Source organism: Coleofasciculus chthonoplastes PCC 7420 (genome assembly GCF_000155555.1).
Lineage (GTDB): Bacteria > Cyanobacteriota > Cyanobacteriia > Cyanobacteriales > Coleofasciculaceae > Coleofasciculus > Coleofasciculus chthonoplastes_A.
On record NZ_DS989856.1, the window covers coordinates 28,714 to 46,235 of the forward strand.

Annotated in this window: 14 protein-coding genes; 9 read left to right on the forward strand and 5 right to left on the reverse strand. The window is 46.5% G+C overall.

The window, feature by feature from the left end; genetic code table 11:
- Nucleotides 1-160 precede the first annotated feature (160 nt).
- From dnaJ to rsgA, 3 genes are read left to right on the forward strand one after another with little or no spacing between them, the layout of a single operon-like run.
- Nucleotides 161-1,288 (forward strand): molecular chaperone DnaJ, encoded by a 1,128-nt coding sequence (gene dnaJ / locus MC7420_RS21245; protein WP_006103044.1) that lies wholly within the window; start codon nt 161-163, stop codon nt 1,286-1,288.
- Nucleotides 1,285-1,554: a sulfurtransferase TusA family protein gene (locus MC7420_RS21250; protein WP_006102851.1), complete on the forward strand. Its 270-nt coding sequence runs from the start codon at nt 1,285-1,287 to the stop codon at nt 1,552-1,554. Before dnaJ ends, MC7420_RS21250 begins: the two co-directional genes overlap by 4 nt.
- The gene (gene rsgA, locus MC7420_RS21255; protein ID WP_006103027.1) at nt 1,551-2,648 is read left to right on the forward strand and encodes a small ribosomal subunit biogenesis GTPase RsgA; all 1,098 of its coding nucleotides are present in this window, start codon (nt 1,551-1,553) and stop codon (nt 2,646-2,648) included. The genes MC7420_RS21250 and rsgA overlap by 4 nt, the downstream gene beginning before the upstream one ends.
- A gap of 673 nt (nt 2,649-3,321) precedes the next feature.
- Here rsgA and MC7420_RS21265 read toward each other — a convergent pair.
- Nucleotides 3,322-4,110, reverse strand: coding sequence for an ion transporter (locus MC7420_RS21265; RefSeq protein ID WP_006102962.1), 789 nt, complete (start codon nt 4,108-4,110; stop codon nt 3,322-3,324).
- Between the two features lie 110 nt (nt 4,111-4,220).
- Entirely contained in the window at nt 4,221-4,883 is a 663-nt protein-coding gene (locus tag MC7420_RS21270; protein WP_071777242.1) for a hypothetical protein, read from the reverse strand.
- Nucleotides 4,884-5,000: 117 nt separating this feature from the next.
- Here MC7420_RS21270 and MC7420_RS21275 point away from each other — a divergent pair, with 117 nt between their 5' ends.
- Nucleotides 5,001-5,228: an AbrB/MazE/SpoVT family DNA-binding domain-containing protein gene (locus tag MC7420_RS21275; RefSeq protein WP_006102837.1), complete on the forward strand. Its 228-nt coding sequence runs from the start codon at nt 5,001-5,003 to the stop codon at nt 5,226-5,228.
- Nucleotides 5,225-5,629, forward strand: a complete 405-nt coding sequence (locus MC7420_RS21280; protein ID WP_006102902.1) for a type II toxin-antitoxin system VapC family toxin — start codon at nt 5,225-5,227, stop codon at nt 5,627-5,629. The genes MC7420_RS21275 and MC7420_RS21280 overlap by 4 nt, the downstream gene beginning before the upstream one ends.
- Nucleotides 5,630-5,668: 39 nt before the next feature.
- Here MC7420_RS21280 and pyrF read toward each other — a convergent pair whose 3' ends face one another.
- The 3 genes from pyrF to MC7420_RS21300 form a co-directional block, all read right to left on the reverse strand.
- Nucleotides 5,669-6,376, reverse strand: coding sequence for an orotidine-5'-phosphate decarboxylase (pyrF, locus tag MC7420_RS21285; RefSeq protein ID WP_044208762.1), 708 nt, complete (start codon nt 6,374-6,376; stop codon nt 5,669-5,671).
- Nucleotides 6,377-7,123: 747 nt separating this feature from the next.
- Nucleotides 7,124-8,296, reverse strand: coding sequence for a tyrosine--tRNA ligase (tyrS, locus tag MC7420_RS21295; RefSeq protein ID WP_006103024.1), 1,173 nt, complete (start codon nt 8,294-8,296; stop codon nt 7,124-7,126).
- A gap of 91 nt (nt 8,297-8,387) precedes the next feature.
- On the reverse strand, nt 8,388-9,653 hold the full coding sequence (locus tag MC7420_RS21300; RefSeq protein ID WP_044208846.1) for an RNA-guided endonuclease InsQ/TnpB family protein: 1,266 nt from the start codon (nt 9,651-9,653) through the stop codon (nt 8,388-8,390).
- Nucleotides 9,654-9,860: 207 nt separating this feature from the next.
- On the opposite strand from MC7420_RS21300, the gene MC7420_RS21305 reads away from it, so the two are divergent.
- From MC7420_RS21305 to MC7420_RS21320, 4 genes are all read left to right on the forward strand, one after another.
- Nucleotides 9,861-11,114, forward strand: a complete 1,254-nt coding sequence (locus MC7420_RS21305; protein ID WP_006102951.1) for an RNA-guided endonuclease InsQ/TnpB family protein — start codon at nt 9,861-9,863, stop codon at nt 11,112-11,114.
- Nucleotides 11,115-11,461: 347 nt separating this feature from the next.
- A complete protein-coding gene (locus MC7420_RS21310) occupies nt 11,462-13,384 on the forward strand; it encodes a transglycosylase domain-containing protein (RefSeq protein WP_006102931.1) in 1,923 nt (640 codons plus the stop codon).
- A 255-nt stretch (nt 13,385-13,639) separates the two neighbouring features.
- Nucleotides 13,640-16,621, forward strand: a complete 2,982-nt coding sequence (locus MC7420_RS21315; RefSeq protein WP_006103035.1) for a glycerol-3-phosphate acyltransferase — start codon at nt 13,640-13,642, stop codon at nt 16,619-16,621.
- 138 nt (nt 16,622-16,759) lie between these two features.
- Entirely contained in the window at nt 16,760-17,116 is a 357-nt protein-coding gene (locus MC7420_RS21320; RefSeq protein ID WP_044208770.1) for a CU044_2847 family protein, read from the forward strand.
- The last annotated feature ends 406 nt before the right edge of the window (nt 17,117-17,522 follow it).

Sequence of the window (17,522 nt, forward strand, 5' to 3'; positions counted from 1 at the left end):
GCCTACATGTAAGTAGCAATTCGCTGGTTTTTTATCCAAAATGGATAGACGTGCAGGTGATCAGGATATCAGCCCTCGGTGGCGATCAAGCCGATTCTCTGTACAAACTATCCCGATTAACCCACCTCCGTAACGTAATCCAACCCTCCCGCATTGCTCTATGCCTGACTACTATGAGACTCTCGGCGTCTCTCGCGACGCTGACAAAGAAGAAATAAAGCGGGCTTACCGTCGCCTTGCCCGAAAGTACCATCCCGACGTTAACAAGGAACAAGGAGCGGAAGAGCGATTTAAAGAAATTAATCGAGCTTACGAAATCCTATCCGAACCCGAAATTAAGGCACGATACGACCGCTTTGGTGAAGCGGGTGTATCCTCAGGTGCTGCTGGAGCCGGCTATCCCGATTTTGGGGATATGGGTTTTGCTGATATTTTTGAAAGCTTCTTCAGCGGTTTTGCTGGGGGTATGGGTCAGCAAACGGGCCGTCGGCGGGGTGGACCGACGCGAGGGGATGACCTGCGCCTAGACTTGAAGCTAGAATTCCGGGAAGCTGTATTCGGTGGGGAAAAGGAAATTCGCATTCCTCACCTAGAAAACTGTAATACCTGTAACGGTACGGGGGCTAAACCGGGAACTCGACCGCGTACCTGTTCGACCTGTAGCGGCTCAGGACAAGTGCGTCGCGCGACTCGTACCCCCTTTGGCAGTTTCACTCAAGTGTCAGTCTGTCCAACCTGTAACGGCGAAGGACAGGTGATTGAGGATAAGTGTGAAACCTGTGGGGGAGCAGGTCGCAAACAAGAAACCAAAAAGCTAAAAATTACGATTCCGCCCGGTGTGGATAATGGAACCCGGCTACGGGTTTCTAAAGAAGGGGATGCTGGATTACGCAGTGGTCCTCCAGGAGATTTATATGTCTACCTATTTGTTGAGGAAGATGCGGAATTTCAGCGAGATGGAATTAATGTTCTGTCGGATCTGAAAATTAGCTATTTACAAGCTATTTTGGGCTGTCGCCTCCAGGTTAATACTGTTGATGGTCCGGTGGAATTGAAGATTCCCCCCGGAACCCAACCGAATACGGTGCTGACATTAGAAAATCATGGCGTGCCAAAATTAGGAAATCCGGTGAGTCGGGGTGATCATTTGATTACAATTCAAATCGATATTCCTACCCGAATCACAGCGGAGGAACGGGAGTTACTGGAGAAGCTGGCAAAAATTAAAGGCGATCGCACGGGTAAAGGAGGTATAGAAGACTTTTTGGGAGGACTGTTTCGCGGATGAGTAAGCCCACGGGATCGACAATTAATCAGACACCTGATGCTCAACTGGATTTGCGAGGAACCCCTTGCCCAATTAACTTTGTGCGGACTAAGCTACGTCTAGAACAAATGACGCCCGGATCTTTATTAGAAGTCTGGCTTGATCCAGGGGAACCGATTGAACAGGTTCCCGATAGTCTGGCGATGGCAGGGTATCCGATTGAGGCACTCGATGATCGCAAAGGCTACTTTGCTCTAAGAGTACGGCGTCCTCAAGTCTCTGCATGAGCGAATTAGTCGATATCCCACCGTCTGAGTTATCTGCCCCCTTATTGGGGACAGTTCTGGCAGTTCAGGCGAATTTCTATCAGGTTCGATTAGAGTCTAATTGTGATCAAGAAGACGTAGCATGCTACGTCTCTACACTATTGTGTACCCGTCGTTCCCGATTGAAAAAAATTGGTCAACGGGTGATGGTGGGCGATCGCGTTGTCATTGAGGAACCAGACTGGACAGGGAACCGAGGGGCGATCGCAGAAGTTCTCCCTCGAAAAACTCAACTGGATCGTCCTCCTGTGGCTAATGCTGAACAAATTCTCTTAGTTTTTGCTTTAGCAGAACCTACCCTGGATGCGTATCAACTGAGTCGCTTTTTAGTCAAGGCAGAATCGACAGGTTTCCAGGTGTGTTTGTGTCTCAATAAAAGTGATTTAGTCACACCAGAAGAACAACAGCAGTGGCAGCAGCGCTTGAATGCCTGGGGATACCAACCTATATTTATCAGCGTTTACACTAACACAGGTTTAGCCGAACTCAGCGATCGCTTAAACCAGAAAATTACCGTCTTAGCTGGATTGTCTGGAGTGGGAAAATCCAGTTTAATTAACCAACTTGCCCCCGAAGCCAACCTGCGCGTGGGAGAAGTAACTGGAAAATTAGGACGGGGACGCCACACTACCCGCCATGTAGAATTGTTTGAATTACCCCAAGGGGGTTTATTGGCAGATACGCCGGGATTTAATCAGCCTGACTTGGATTGCACGCCAGCCGATTTAATCCATCATTTTCCCGAAGCGCGACAACAGTTAACGGTAGCCAGTTGTCAATTTAGTGACTGCTTACATCGAGATGAACCTAACTGTGCGGTACAGGGAGACTGGGAACGCTACGATCATTATCTGGGTTTCTTAGAGGAAGCGATCGCGCGTCAGGAACGCTTAAACCAACAAGCTGATCCAGAGTCCACCCTTAAGGAGAAAATAAAAGGCAAGGGACAAACCCAATACGAACCCAAGTTAAACACTAAGAAATATCGACGGCGTTCGCGGCGGACTCAACAGCAGGATTTAGAAGAACTTTATCAAGAAATGGAAGATTTATAACCGAGTATTTGCCTCTGACTCATTCTCAACTGAGAGTTTACCGGGAAGAATAATTTCATTGGATGGTTTATGATTAGGGTAATTTTGAGCCAAAAATTGCCGTAATTGTACCATTAAGTTAGTGTTATACTGAGGATATGCTTGATAGTTAGATGAAGGGCTAGAATAAGAGACCAGGAATATTAATGCTGGAAAAGTCAGGAAAAGACTTGTATACGCAACTCCCATAGGGCTAAGTAATTTTTTAAAGTGATTCAAATTATTTTTTAGCATATCATTTATCTTTATTGTTGATAAAAGTTACTTTTTTAGGCTATATGCTCTGCCTAGCCTCCATATATTAATCCTAATTCTCTATTTATAGCGTCTACCCCAAGTTTCAAGTTTAAATTAAATATTTATATCTATAGACAGATGGAATATTTCTTTAACTCTGAATGGCTTACAGTAGATTTCAGGTTTATGAGGTACAGCCTTAAGCAAGATCGCCGACTTCTCCAAGAAGTCGGCGATCTGTCTATGTGTTTCCCTTTCCTTACCAATCTACTTAAGCTGTTTGGCATTTAAACCTTAATATCAATAATGGCACAATCCTTGTAGTGCGTTAAGCGAAGCCATGCCGCAGGCTTTGCATCTTGCTCGCTACTAATACCCAATTTAAATGCATTACAGCTTATTCAGCAGTCCCTAACTTAGTCCCACAAATTTTGCAAAATTGAGCATCAGAATCATGAAAAGGTAAACCACACCCGCCACAGACTTTTTCCACTTGGTTAGCCGTTTTAAGTAAGTGCTTGACTAAATCGCCCAATTGCCAAGGAATCAAAGCAATGCCTGTCAAAATCATCAGCACTGTTAGTAATCGACCCCCTTCTGAAATTGGCGTGAGGTCACCAAATCCAACGGTGGTCATCGTTACTACAGCGAAATAGAAGGCATCTAAAAATGTCTTGAATTTTTGAGGATTTATTCCATGTTCAACTTGATAAATTAATCCTGAGTAAACAAATATTATGGTGAACAATGTAAATAATATTCGAGCTAAGATAATGGCATCTTGATTGCTAAGTCTAAAAACATAAATTTTTAAAGTAAGGAAGCGAATTAACCGTAAGATACGAAACCAACGGAAAATTAAAATAAATCGGATATCCGTCACGCCAATAAAGAAAGGCACGATCGCGATTAGATCGATAAGCGAAACCGGGCTAAAAAAGAAATTAACTTTAGAGTCAGCAACCCAAAAGCGTAGTAAATACTCGGCAACAAAAATAATTAAGATAATTCGATCAATAATATCCAGACTTAGGCGAAGCAGCGGCGGTATGGGATAAGTCTCGCACACGAAAATTGCTGAAGATAAGAGGATTAACCCCATAATCAGCAAATTAATCCGCCTACCCACAGGCGATTCAATATCTTCTACGTAAAGAGCAATAGTTTGTCGCAAATTATCGGGCATTAATCTGGCACTAGCAAAGGAAAGTTAAAGACTGGAGTTGAGGTATTTACCAAGATGCCCTCAATCAAACCCAACCGATTCAGCACTAACTTAAATTGTAAGATAGACCACTATCTGTATGAGGCTCGAATTGCGTCCGCCCGACAATCTCGCAACCAGAGCTGCACAGCTCGACCCATAATACCATCGCTACTCTCTCGTGGCGGCGTTGGTGGGCGTTCTGGTGAAGGTGAACCTAGGCGCGTAAACATCAGAGCCAAACGCCATCCACTATCGGTATTGGTTAAAAATAGCCAGTGAAAACTCTCTCGTTCGATCGCACCTCCCTCGACATATTGGCGTTCGAGAGTGGTAAAAAACACTTGCTGTGGGGGTTCTACGTTTGCAGTCGTCACAGAATTATAGGAACCGGGACCGAGAGTCAGGGGTTGAAATTCTGCTCGCCCTGCCACAATGATATATAGATTCATATCGATGTCCTCATTTACAGGTCGCGATCGCTGGATCACCCGATTCGCGTAGTCCGGTAAATCCCGCAGCATTAGAGACGTTAAAGTTTCTACATCTGAGGGACACGCCGATTGAGCTAGAAGTGTGGGTTTAGGAAGACAGGGGTGCAGGAGTGTAGGCGTACAGGGGAGAACTCTTAGCTTTGTGGGTTTCGTCTGCAGCGTTTGTGAGCCTAGGGTAAAATTGGGGTTAAATGCCCCACTATCCATCTGAAATCCCAGCCAACAGGCAACTGTTAAGCATTGGAGCAACTTAAGATTCATAAGGAGTGACAAGAGACTTTGACAAGAAATTATTTCAACCCAAAAAATAGAATAGTGCGATCGCTAAACTATCAGGAAATTCACTAATAATTAAGCTACCCTAGGAGGATAAAAACAATGAAAATTGACACAGACGGTAAAATTACTATTCCTCCAAACATTCAAAGCCAGCTTGGGTTTCGACCAGGAACAGAAGTTCAACTTGAAGTAGTAGGAAATACCTTACGCATTCGCAAGCCTCAAGGTTTCAGCCGAGGAAGACAAATGATTGCTGCCATTCGTGGTAAAGCAACGAACCGCCTGACAACTAACGACATTATCCAACTAACTCGCGGAGACCGATGAGCGAAATTCTGGTAGATAGCAATGTCATCTTGGATATTCTCACCGAAGATCCTCAATGGTTTGACTGGTCATCGCAAATGCTAACTGACTACGCCAATCAGGGAGATTTGGTGATTAACCCGATCATTTACGCCGAAATATCGATTGGGTTTAATCAACCCGAAGAAGTAGAAGACGCTTTACCAGAAGATTTTTTTCGTCGAGACCCCTTACCCTATTCAGCCGCTTTCCTAGCAGGACAAAGCTTTTTGGCATATCGCCGACATGGAGGTGAACGGCGATCGCCACTTCCTGACTTTTATATCGGCGCTCATGCTGTCATAGCAAATATGCCTCTGCTTACCCGTGATGTCAATCGTTATCTTACATATTTTCCATCCGTTCAACTCATTACACCATAGGTATCTAGCTGATGATTATAACTATATCAGCGCTAAGCGCTATAACTCCTCACAAATTCTTTCCCACGCTGCAACGGGGTCAGGCGCAGCCGTGATCGGGCGTCCAATCACCAGGTAATCAGCCCCCGCTTTCAGAGCATCTGCTGGCGTCATCGATCGCCGTTGATCGTCCTGTTCCGACCAACTTGGACGGACGCCGGGACAAACGAGGAGAAAGTCATCCCCACACACTTGGCGAAGCTGAGACACTTCTTGAGGTGAACAAACTGCACCATTTAATCCGGTTTCTTGTGCCAAAAGTGCCATCTGTAGGGCGTATTCGGGTAACTCAATCGGAACTTTTAAATCAAAGGCTAAATCTCGTGAGTTCAAACTGGTGAGTAGGGAAATCGCAATTAACTTTGGGGGTGAACAGGCGGCGGCTTCTGCTCCTTGCTTCGCTGCTGCTACCGCTACTTTGAGTGCCATGCGCCCGGCTACGGCATGAATTGTCAATAAATCTACCCCGTATCCAGCAGCCGCCCGTGTTGCCCCAGCTACCGTATTGGGAATATCGTGAAACTTGAGATCTAAAAATATCCGTTTTTGCCGCTGTTTGAGAATCTGAAGAATTGCAGATCCACTACTGACAAATAGCTCCAGTCCGACTTTCCAGAACCTCACCTGCGGTAATTGTTCCACGAGGGCGATCGCTTGGGCTTCGGTTGGTACATCTAAGGGGACTATAATCCGCTCTGCTACTGACATGGAAAATGCTTGTTTATAAGTAGCCACAGATTATCCCATTTTTATTTAACCGCGCAACTTATGCAATCTCAGAAGGCGTTCTGACCCACTTATCTGAGTGTCTAAACCCATCCCTACAATTACATCCCTACAATTACAATTGAATAAGGGCGGGTTTTGTTGAGCCGTTATTGGTGAGTTGCAGACCTGAGCGTCTAAACCCGCCCCTACAATTGACTTATTTCTCAAACCCATAGAGAGTTCAAGGGGAAAGAAATTTCTTTCCCCTTTTTTTGTAGTTATATGCGTGAAGTGTCTCTCCCTAATAGGGAAAGACTTCTCCCGACCCACAGGCATATAGCCTGTTTTGTACGAAACTATTGAGGAACGATACTCAGTTCCGAGGCACCGCTTTACAGGAATCCGACTTCCTCGGACGTTCGTTCTCTTCTCAGTATAGCAAAGCTAGTTGTATCTATGCTTTTTGCTGTTCTTTCTATGTTTTTTAGCGCTAAGTAATGGCTCTGCCTTCTGCATAGATGCTCGATAAAAAAGCCATTCCGAGAAAAACCCATAGCAGTATTAGCGGCAATAATGGTGACATGAGCGAACCTCCTCTGGAACACACAGTCTGATTATCTTTATAATACCACTTGCTCCCCGGATTTCATTGACAAATTTGTCGATTTGCGCTAATTCACAGCTTCCCCTGCTCCCTCTGCTTGCACGCCCAGTAACCAAAAACTTTTGCTGACATGCACTAGCTGCTTAGGATGTCAACCGCACAGATTTCTTTTTCCCTACCTGTAAAACCTTGCCCTCTAAAGCCTCTGGGGAATCAAAGGTGCAGTCTACATCCGTAATGCGATCGCCCTCTAGCTTCACACCGCCGCCTTTAATCTGTCGCCGCCCTTCGCCACTACTGCTACACAACCCACTGGCATTAAGGATATAAAACAACTTGGCGGGAAACTCCACTTGAGAGAGGGAAAACTCTGGGATAGCGCCCCCGCCTTTTGCCTCATCTGCTTCCTTTTGACCGTGATATTGGGTGACAATTGTCCAAGCGAGGAGTTGTTGGCGATCGCGGGGATTTACTGGCAGTTCCGCTAAGGATAAGTCGGTGAGTAGCTCAAAATACTCCTCTAACAGATTATCCTTCGTCCCTTCCAGCTTCTGGTACATGGGTTGAGCCGCCTCCCGCAACCCCACATAATTGTTCAGCGACTTCGACATTTTCAGCACACCATCAGTACCAATTAAAATCGGCAGCAGTAATCCAAACTGGGGGGGTTGACCAAAATGCCGCTGTAAGTCTCGCCCCACAGCAATATTAAATTTTTGATCCGTTCCCCCTAACTCCACATCCGCCTTAACTGCCACCGAATCATACCCTTGCATCAAGGGATAGAGAAACTCATGCAGGTAAATCGGGTTTTCCTGTTTAAATCGTTCCGCAAACCCCTCCTTCGCTAGCATCTGCCCCACCGTCATCGTGGCTAACAAATCGAGAATCTCTGCCAAATCCAACTTACTTAGCCACTCCGAGTTATAGCGAATTTCCAGGCGTCCTGGTGTTTCAAAATCTAAAATCGGACGCACCTGATCCAAGTAGGTTTGGGCATTTTGCTGCACCTGTTCGTCAGAAAGATGCTTCCGTACTTCCGATTTACCACTTGGATCACCGATTCTTGCGGTAAAATCGCCAATAATTAGGACAGCCGTATGACCCGCATCCTGAAACGCCCGTAATTTCCGTACCGGAATACTATGACCCAAGTGGATATCTGTCCCCGTCGGGTCAATTCCCAACTTGATCCGCAAGGGACGCTCAGTTTGGCGAATCCGTTGCTCTAGGTTCTCACTCGGGTCTTGAGAATCCGGTTGGTTGGGAAAAATGTCACTAACACCTCGGTATAACCGAGATAATGACTGAGACATTGTGTTTAAAGCGTTTGACATTCGTTTGGGAAATCTTTCAGGAGTGAAGTACAGGAGAATGGCAGAAATTGAATAAACTACCCAGACCTGCCTAACGGCTGAGGTCTGGGTTTTCAGTAGCCCTGAAGTCATCGAACAAGCTAAGCTGAACATATCTGGGAGTTCGGTTTAGCTTGCACGATAACCCCGTGCCTCCAGGCTGGTTTATAGACAGCCCCACAAGTGCAATATTATTGGCTCCGTTGAAATCAGCGTCTCCATGCCAGCCACAATGCTCGCACTTGAAAATCTTGCCACTACGGTAAGACTTTCCTTTTACAGGGTGAATGTGCAGGCAATTGTGACACATTTGGGAGGTATAGGCAGGGGAAACAGGGATAACCTGAACACCAGCGCCAAGGGACTTGTACTCAATGAACAGGCGCAATTGGTAAAACGCCCATGAATTAGAGCGTCTGCGTTCAGTCTTGTTTCTGGGTTGCTGGTTAGTTCTTTCCCTAATCCCGGTTAAATCTTCTATAGCAATTGAGGCACTTAACTCAACCGCTCGTTTGACCACTGACTTGGAAATGTTGTGATTGAGCCATTGTTGATAACGTCTCTCCCTCCCCGACAGCCGTTTCAAAACTTCCCGGCATCTACGCCGAGTTGTCCTCGTGCCTTTCGGGGCTTTCTTCTGGAGAGATGCCCTAACTTGAGAAAACTTATCTCGAACTGATTGGATATGCAAACCGTCCCATTTTTTCTCTTCAGACGTAACGGCGATGTCGCGCCGCCCTAAGTCAATGCCAATTACTTTGTCGGTAATTGGCGAGTCTGGGGCATCATCTTTGATTTGGATGTGCAAGTAGAACTGACGATCACGGTGTTTGCATAATTGAGCAGAAGTCGGGTTTCTCCCTTTGAGTTTTCCTCTCTGGTAGTTGCCGACTTTTAATTTAACTCGCTCTCTACCGTGAGTAGTTGCAAGGCTTACCGTCCAATCATGTTCGCGAAACCGAAACAAGTCTTTGTCACAGTCGATGCTGGTTGGGGCAAACCATTTAACCGGCTTACCTTTGTGTTTAGCTACTTTGTGTTTAGCTACTTTGTGTTTAGCTACTTTGTGTTTAGCTACCTTGCGGTTAGCTGCTACACGCGCACAAGCTCTGACTGCCATGTTGGCCACGAGGTTAAACTCGTTCTTGATGGTTTGGTAAGTCAGAGACTGAATCGCAATTTTGTTAGTCAGCTTTGGATCTGTGTGTTGATTGACATAGTTGCAAGCATCAGCAAACGCCTGAAGGGTTGCCTCAATTTTGGCAGCTTGTTCAGGCGTAGGTTGAAGCTTTACGACTATCGTCAGCACTTGTTTCATGGCTACCATTATACCAACGGGGGTTACAGACGCGATGAAAGAAGCGTCTGTACAAATGGAAGTGCTACGGGTATCGAACCCTTGCACTTCCCGCTCTCCCCCTACCCCTTACTTCGTTGAAGGGGTAGCCCCTCGCGATTCGGGTGGGATTCAATATCCCCGAAATTAATATTTACCACTTCAATGATAATGTGGTAGAACCTACCTATGATTCTAAACCACACCTACCGCCTATATCCTGATAACCAACAAGCCCAACTTCTAAATGAGTGGTTGGAAACATTGCGGGTGTCCTACAACTATGCGTTGCGGGAACTCAAAGACTGGATTGCTTCTCGCAAGTGTCCAATGGATAGGTGTAGTTTGGAGTCTGAGTATATCATGAGTGCCGATTATCCCTTTCCTAGCTACCACCAACAACAAAACAATCTACCTAAAGCTAAGAAGGAATTTCCACGACTTAAATCTGTTCCCTCCCAAGTCTTGCAGACTAACATTAGAAGGTTGCATGATGCTTGGGACTTCTTTAGGGAGAGGGGTTATGGATTCCCCCGCTTCAAGAAAGTGGGACAAATGAAGTCGATGTTATTCCCACAATTCAAGACAAACCCAGTTACAGGTTGGCACATCCAACTTCCCAAATTAGGGAAAGTGGAAATCAACTTGCATCGACCTATCCCTGACGGATTTGTGGTTAGGCAAGTACGGGTAGTCAAAAAGGCAATGGGATGGTTTGCAGTAATCACTCTGTACTCAGATCTGGAAATTCCAGATCCTTCACCTCATGGTCACGCCATTGGGGTAGATGTGGGGTTGCTTTCCTATCTGGCTACCAGTGATGGATTTGTCGAACCTGGACGTAAATTCTTCAAAACCGAACAAAGGCGGCTGAAAGTGCTACAACGTCGGTTAGCGAAGAAAAAAAAGCGTTCCAAGAATTACGAGAAAGCCAGGAAGAAGGTAGAGTTGCAGCACAATCACATCGCACTCAAGCGGAAGGATTACCAGTATAAACTTGCCCATAAGCTTTGTGACATGGCGGATACTATCTTTGTTGAAGACATAGATTTCCGAATCATGGCAAAGGGTTTTCTGGGTAAGCAGACGATTGATGCTGGTTTTGGGCAGTTTCGCTCTATCCTCAAGTTGGTCGGTAAGAAGCGAGGAGTATTTGTGGGCGAAGTAGATTGCAGAGGGACTTCCCAGACTTGCCCGAATTGCCGAATCACGGTCAGGAAAGAACTCTCTGAGCGAATACATTCTTGTCCTGAATGCAAATACGAGGTAGATCGCGATATTGCTTCAGCTCAAGAAATCTGTAATCGAGGTATAGAAACGTATCCAGGGACTCTGGAAAAGCAAGAAATTGGCTCTCAAGTTGAGGTGTCGGGGGCTATGTGCCTAGATAACTGGCGTAGGGGAGCAATGCCCAATCGTGAGGTTGGGAAGCCCACAGCATAATCTCCGATTTGCTGTGGGAGGATGTCACGATTTACCGTTTTTTATGCCAATCCAGAATGGTAATGTTACCATTTTTGCAGCTAAAAGCCAAAATACTTAGGTTTGTTATCATGAACGATTATCTCAGGCTTAATATTAAGATCTAAGGGAGAACCCGTCCACTGATTCAACGCTGGGAGCAACGTCTACAGGGGTCAAGAATCGCCCAAACCGAATTGATCGCTAATCCTGACTTTGCCATAAATTTCTGTAATCATCTTATAGAAGGTATAGAACGTATTCCCCCTAAGGTTGCCTCCCACACAGCCATTCAGTATTTTTTTCTTGAGTGAGGAAGTAAAATCACAGTGTCGTCTAGTACCATCCAACAAAAACAACAAAGAGATAGTAAAAACGGATTGCCACCCGCTTTCCGATTCGTGCAAGGAGTCGCTCAGGTAACAGGCGGAACCATTCTCGGCATTACAATGCTAACTAGCTCGGTTGTGGCTGGTGGGCTGGTGGGCTTGGCGACAAGCTTCCGCAATCTTCCCGATGTGAGAGTCCTCAGGGGCTATGTTCCCACCGAAACGACCTACATCTACGATATCAAGGGGAAGCACCTGGCTAGCCTGCATGATGAAGCCAACCGAGAGGTGGTTAAGTTAGAAAACATTAACCCCAATCTCAAACGAGCAGTGATTGCCATGGAAGATAGCCACTTCTATATCCACCATGGCGTTAACCCCAACAGTGTCGGTCGAGCCTTTTTAGCCAACTGGGAGAAGGGGGCTGTGGTAGAAGGCGGTTCTACCTTGACGATGCAGCTGGTGAAAAACTTGTTTCTGTCGCGGGAGAGGAAGTTCTCGCGTAAAATTGCCGAGGCAGTCATGGCAATTCGGCTGGAGCAAATCTTCACCAAAGATCAGATATTGGAAATGTATCTGAATCAGATCTATTGGGGTCATAACAATTATGGCATCCAAACTGCCTCGGAGAGCTACTTCGCCAAGCCCGCCACCGACTTAACCTTGGCAGAATCAGCCATGCTGGCTGGATTAATTCAGTCTCCCGAAGAATATAGTCCCTTTGTCAACTATCCCTTAGCCAAAAAACGGCAAGCAATTGTCCTGGAACGGATGCGGGAATTGGGATGGATTACGGCTGTGGAGAAAAAAGAGGCATTAGCTCAACCATTGGGCGTGGGTAAGCCCACTTCCTGGCAAACCAGCCAGCTTCCCTACATCACCGAAGCTGTCGTGGCAGAGTTGAATGAGCGATTTGGTCGCGATGCGGTTCTCAAAGGCGGGATGCGCGTCCAAACTACGGTGGATTACAATTTCCAGCGCATGGCGGAAAACACCATCGCTCGCGCTCACAGTAATTTGCGCCGTCGAGGGTTATATGCTGACCAAGTAGCACTAGCCGCCGTTGATCCGCGCACCCATTATGTCAAAGCCTTGGTTGGGGGGATTGGATACGAAAAGAGCCAATTTAACCGAGCGATTCAATCTCGCCGTCAACCGGGTTCAGCGTTTAAACCTTTTGTTTACTACACGGCGTTTGCCAGTGGTAAATATACGCCTTATTCCACGGTGATGGATACCCCCGTCAGTTACCGGGATGGGAGTGGCTGGTATTCGCCGAGAAACTATGGTGGTGGTTTCGGTGGGGCGATGAGTATTCGGAGTGCGTTAGTGCAGTCGCGAAATGTGCCAGCGGTTAAGCTTGGCAGAGCGGTTGGGTTAGATAAAGTAATTGAAGTATGTCGCACCCTAGGGATTAAAAGCCCGATGGAACCCGTAACCTCCTTACCCCTCGGTGCAATTGGGGTGACGCCTTTGGAAATGGCGGGGGCTTATGCCACCTTTGCTAATACGGGTTGGCATTCTGATCCCACGATCATTGTCCGGGTAACCGATAGTATGGGCAATGTGTTATTAGACAATACCCCGAAACCCCGTCTCGTGCTTGATCCCTGGGCAACGGCGTCACTGAATGCTGTTCTCCAAGGGGTGATTCAAGGTGGAACCGGAACCGCTGCTCAAATAGGACGCCCAGCGGCTGGGAAGACGGGAACAACCAGTTCAGAACGGGATGTCTGGTTTGTCGGATATGTGCCACAATTAGCGACGGCGGTTTGGATTGGTAATGATAACTACAGACCTTTAGGGGGTGGAGCGACAGGGGGTGGATTTGCTGCACCAATATGGCGCGACTTTATGAGTCAGGCGTTGAAAGGTGAGCCAGTACGCTACTTTGAACCGGCGTCTAAGTATCCTAGTCCTTAAAACACTGATTTCACGGATTTATTGGACAGATGGCGGTAGGGGGTGAGAGGTTAGTCACACGGATTACACGGATAGGTTAGTTCTCTATCAACAGGTTAGAAATACCGTAGGGTGGGTTTCGACTTCGCTCAACCCACCCGACTTCGCTCAACCCACCAGCCTTAAATCAGTGGCATTCTACTTACTTACCAGCCGAACATCTCATCTCCTCCGTCTTCCTTGTAGGATCAAGGAAATCTCAGTAACAAATGTCCCATGACGCTAACACAGGTTTGGGGTGCTTTACTCATTTTTGTCCTCTGTCCCCTGCTAGGTGGACTTCCCCTGATTTCCTGGATTACCTACTTATTCACTAGACGCCAACTCTCTCAAGTCGGTACGGGTAATGTATCTGTATCGGCGGCGTTCTACCACGGTGGACGTTGGGTGGGGATCTTAGCTGTACTATCAGAAGCCTTGAAGGGAATTGCGGCTGTCTTGCTGGCGCATTATTTCTTCCCCACAGAACCCGCCTGGGAAATTATTGCTCTGATTATGCTAGTTATGGGGCGCTACTGGATGGGCAAAGGGGCGGGAACCACAAATGTGGTCTGGGGATTTGTGGTGCATGATTGGCGCGTCGCGTTATTGGTATTTTTAATTGGGGGGATTGGTTTTACGATTATCCGCGATCGCACGACGGGACGCTATGGTGTTTTAGTCTTATTTCCCCTAATTTTGGCACTGTTACATCCTCATGATTCCGCTAGAATTATCAGTGCGATCGCGCTGAGTCTAATTATCGGTTGGATTTATCAGAAAATTCCCGATGACTTAGACCTTCCCACAGAACAGGCAAAATCAGAATCTAAATCAGTGTTTCGTTTTTTCCGAGGCGATAAAGCTATTATTCCGCTTGAACGCGAACTTGATCCCCAACAAGTTGGCTCAAAAGCGGCTACTTTATCCCAGCTTAAGCGCTGGGGTTATGCTGTACCACAGGGATGGATCTTACCACCAGGGGATGATATGCAACCCTTGGTCAAATATCTCCCGGTTTCTGAATCAGAACCCCTGGTTGTCCGTTCCTCGGCGATTGGGGAAGATGCGGAACTCTCTTCATCCGCCGGACAATATCAAACGGTTTTACAGGTAACCAGCCGCCCCGCTTTAAAAGAAGCGATTACCCAAGTTTTAGCCTCGTATCATCACCCCGCCGCCAGAGGGTATCGCCGTAACCGCGATTTACCCGACACGGCGATGGCTGTCTTAATTCAAAAACAAATCCAAGGGGTATTTTCCGGTGTCGCCTTTAGTCGTGACCCCATGCAGCAACAACCAAACACCGTAGTCCTCGAAGGATTACCCGGAGATGCCTCCCAAATTGTATCCGGTCAAGTCACCCCAGAACAGTATCGGGTATTTTTCCAGCAACCCCAGCTTGTAGGGGCGGGTTTAACCGATAACCTTGAGGACAAAACCGATAACTCGACGAAACCCGCCCCACTTGATCAACAGGAGAATGGAGATAATCGTTCCCCATCGGTTGAAATTGAAGGAGAGGGGGATTTACCCCCAGCGTTAATCCAGGAGGTGGCTACTTTAGCGCGGGAATTGGAAGACCGCTATCATGGGATTCCCCAAGATATTGAATGGACTTATGACGGTCAGCAGTTATGGCTGCTACAAACGCGACCAATTACCAATCTACAACCCATCTGGACGCGCAAGATTGCCGCAGAGGTGATTCCCGGACTGATTCGACCCCTCACTTGGTCAATTAATCGTCCCCTCACCTGTGGTGTTTGGGGGAAAATTTTTACCATCGTGTTAAAAGAACGATCGCAGGGATTGGAGTTTAATCAAACCGCTACGCTGCATTATTCTCGCGCCTATTTTAATGCCACATTGTTAGGTGATATTTTCCGGCGCATGGGTTTACCGCCAGAAAGTTTGGAGTTTCTAACCAGGGGAGCGAAATTTTCTAAACCCCCCCTGAAATCCACGCTGCGGAACCTTCCCGGATTATTGCGGCTGTTAGGTCGGGAATGGAATTTAGATCAGGATTTTGAGCAAGATTATCACCACCATTTTGCTCCGGTTTTAAGTCAACTGCAAGAGCAATCGGTTTCAGAATTATCAGACGCCGAAATTCTGGAACGAGTGAACCAGATACTATCGGAATTACAACGAGCCACGTATTATAGCATTCTGGCTCCTTTAAGCCTTTCCCTGCGACAAGCGTTGCTCAAGGTAAAAGATGAAGAATTAGATAGTAGCCAAACTCCAGAAATTGCCAGTTTGCGATCGCTCGCCCAATTAGCTGATGATACCCGCCATTTATTAAGTCCCAAACAAATTAATTGTGATAATCACGCTTCTGTATTTACCACCTTGTCAGAAATTCCCGATGCTCAAAGTGTTTTAGAACAATTCGACCAATTTCTGGCACAATATGGTTATCTCAGCGATGTCGCCACAGATATTGCCGTTCCCAGATGGAAAGAAGATCCGCGACCGATACGCCAACTCTTTGCCCAGTTTTTATGTGATCCTCCCCCAGCAACTAAACCGCCCAAGCGTCAGCGCTGGAAAGCGGAAGTGGTACAAGCGCGGTTGAATTTAAAAGGGCGAGTGACTGAAGTCTATTCCAAATTTTTAGCCGACTTGCGTTGGAGTTTTGTCGCCTTAGAAAAGCGGTGGTTAGAATCCGGTTTACTCTCTGAAGCTGGGGATATTTTTTTCTTAGAATTTGCGGAGATTCAGCGTCTAATCGCTGAAACCGATCAGGTGTTGCGAGAGGAACTTCCCAGATTGATTAACTATCGGCGATCGCAGTTAGATGAGCATCGTCAATTACGCAGTGTTCCGCCTCTATTCTATGGTAATCCTCCCGCCGTTTCATTTCTGATGCAAACCCAATCGGAACCCGCTCAACAGCGTCTTGTCGGGATTGGCGCAAGTGCGGGACAAGTGGAAGGTTTGGTGAGGGTTTTAAGTAATTTACAATCGGTTCCAGACATTGACCGTCAAACGATTCTGGTTGTCCCCTACACCGATTCCGGCTGGGCACCCCTATTGGCGCGTGCAGGCGGCTTAATTGCTGAAGTTGGCGGGCGGCTATCCCACGGCGCGATCGTGGCGCGGGAATATGGGATTCCGGCGGTAATGGATATTCATAATGCGACTCAGATGTTCCGCAATGGTCAACGGGTAAGAATTGATGGGCGATCGGGTATTGTGGAGGTTTTGGAGTGAGTAAAATTATCAATTAGATTGAATAAAGATGGGTCTTCCGTTTTGTATCTGTAGGCTAGCAGGGGAGATGTAAGCTGTTTCGTTATTTCTGTTTTCTTGCACTCTCTTACATTCATGAGTTAAAGGAGATATTTAATTATGACCACTAGAATAACAGAAGTTATGGGCGATGATGGCGAAACCATTTATATCCAATATGATGAGGAAGACAGTGATACACTGCAAGCCGTTAGCAATATTGATGATATTCAAGAGAGAACGAATAAATTAAAACGAACCATGAAGAGTACAGTCAAGAGTTACTCCAAACTGGTACTCGACAGTGTCAAACAAGGACTCACCGATAACCTAGCACCCAGTAAAGTCGCCCTAGAATTTGGCTTACAAGCTGGGGGAGAAACCGGAATCCCCTTTGTCACCAAAGGAACCGCCCAAGCCAATGTCAAAGTCACCATTGAATGGGACTTAACGCAAAAAACTCCACCCAATTCGTAGTTTGTAGTTCGTAGTAAGGGCTTTAGCCCATCAAACTACAAGAACCCAGCCAAATCGTTTCGCTATAAGCTGTCATGCATTTAAATTGGGTATTAGTAGCGAGCAAGATGCTCGCACTACAAGGCTTTCGCCATTATTGACATTAAGGTTTAAATGCCGAACAGCTTAAACACTTTAAGTGTTTGTAGTAAGGGAACCTTAGCCTATCAAACCCCAAGAACCCAACCCAATGCTCTTGTAGTTCGTAGTAAGGGAACCTTAGCCCATCAAACCCCAAGAACCCAACCCAATCCTTTCATCATACCCAAACACCGTACAAAAACATCGTCTATGATGAAATAATATAACTTCCCCATACCTAACCATTCACCGGAAAACACAAAACCTGTGAATCAGGGCGGGTTTA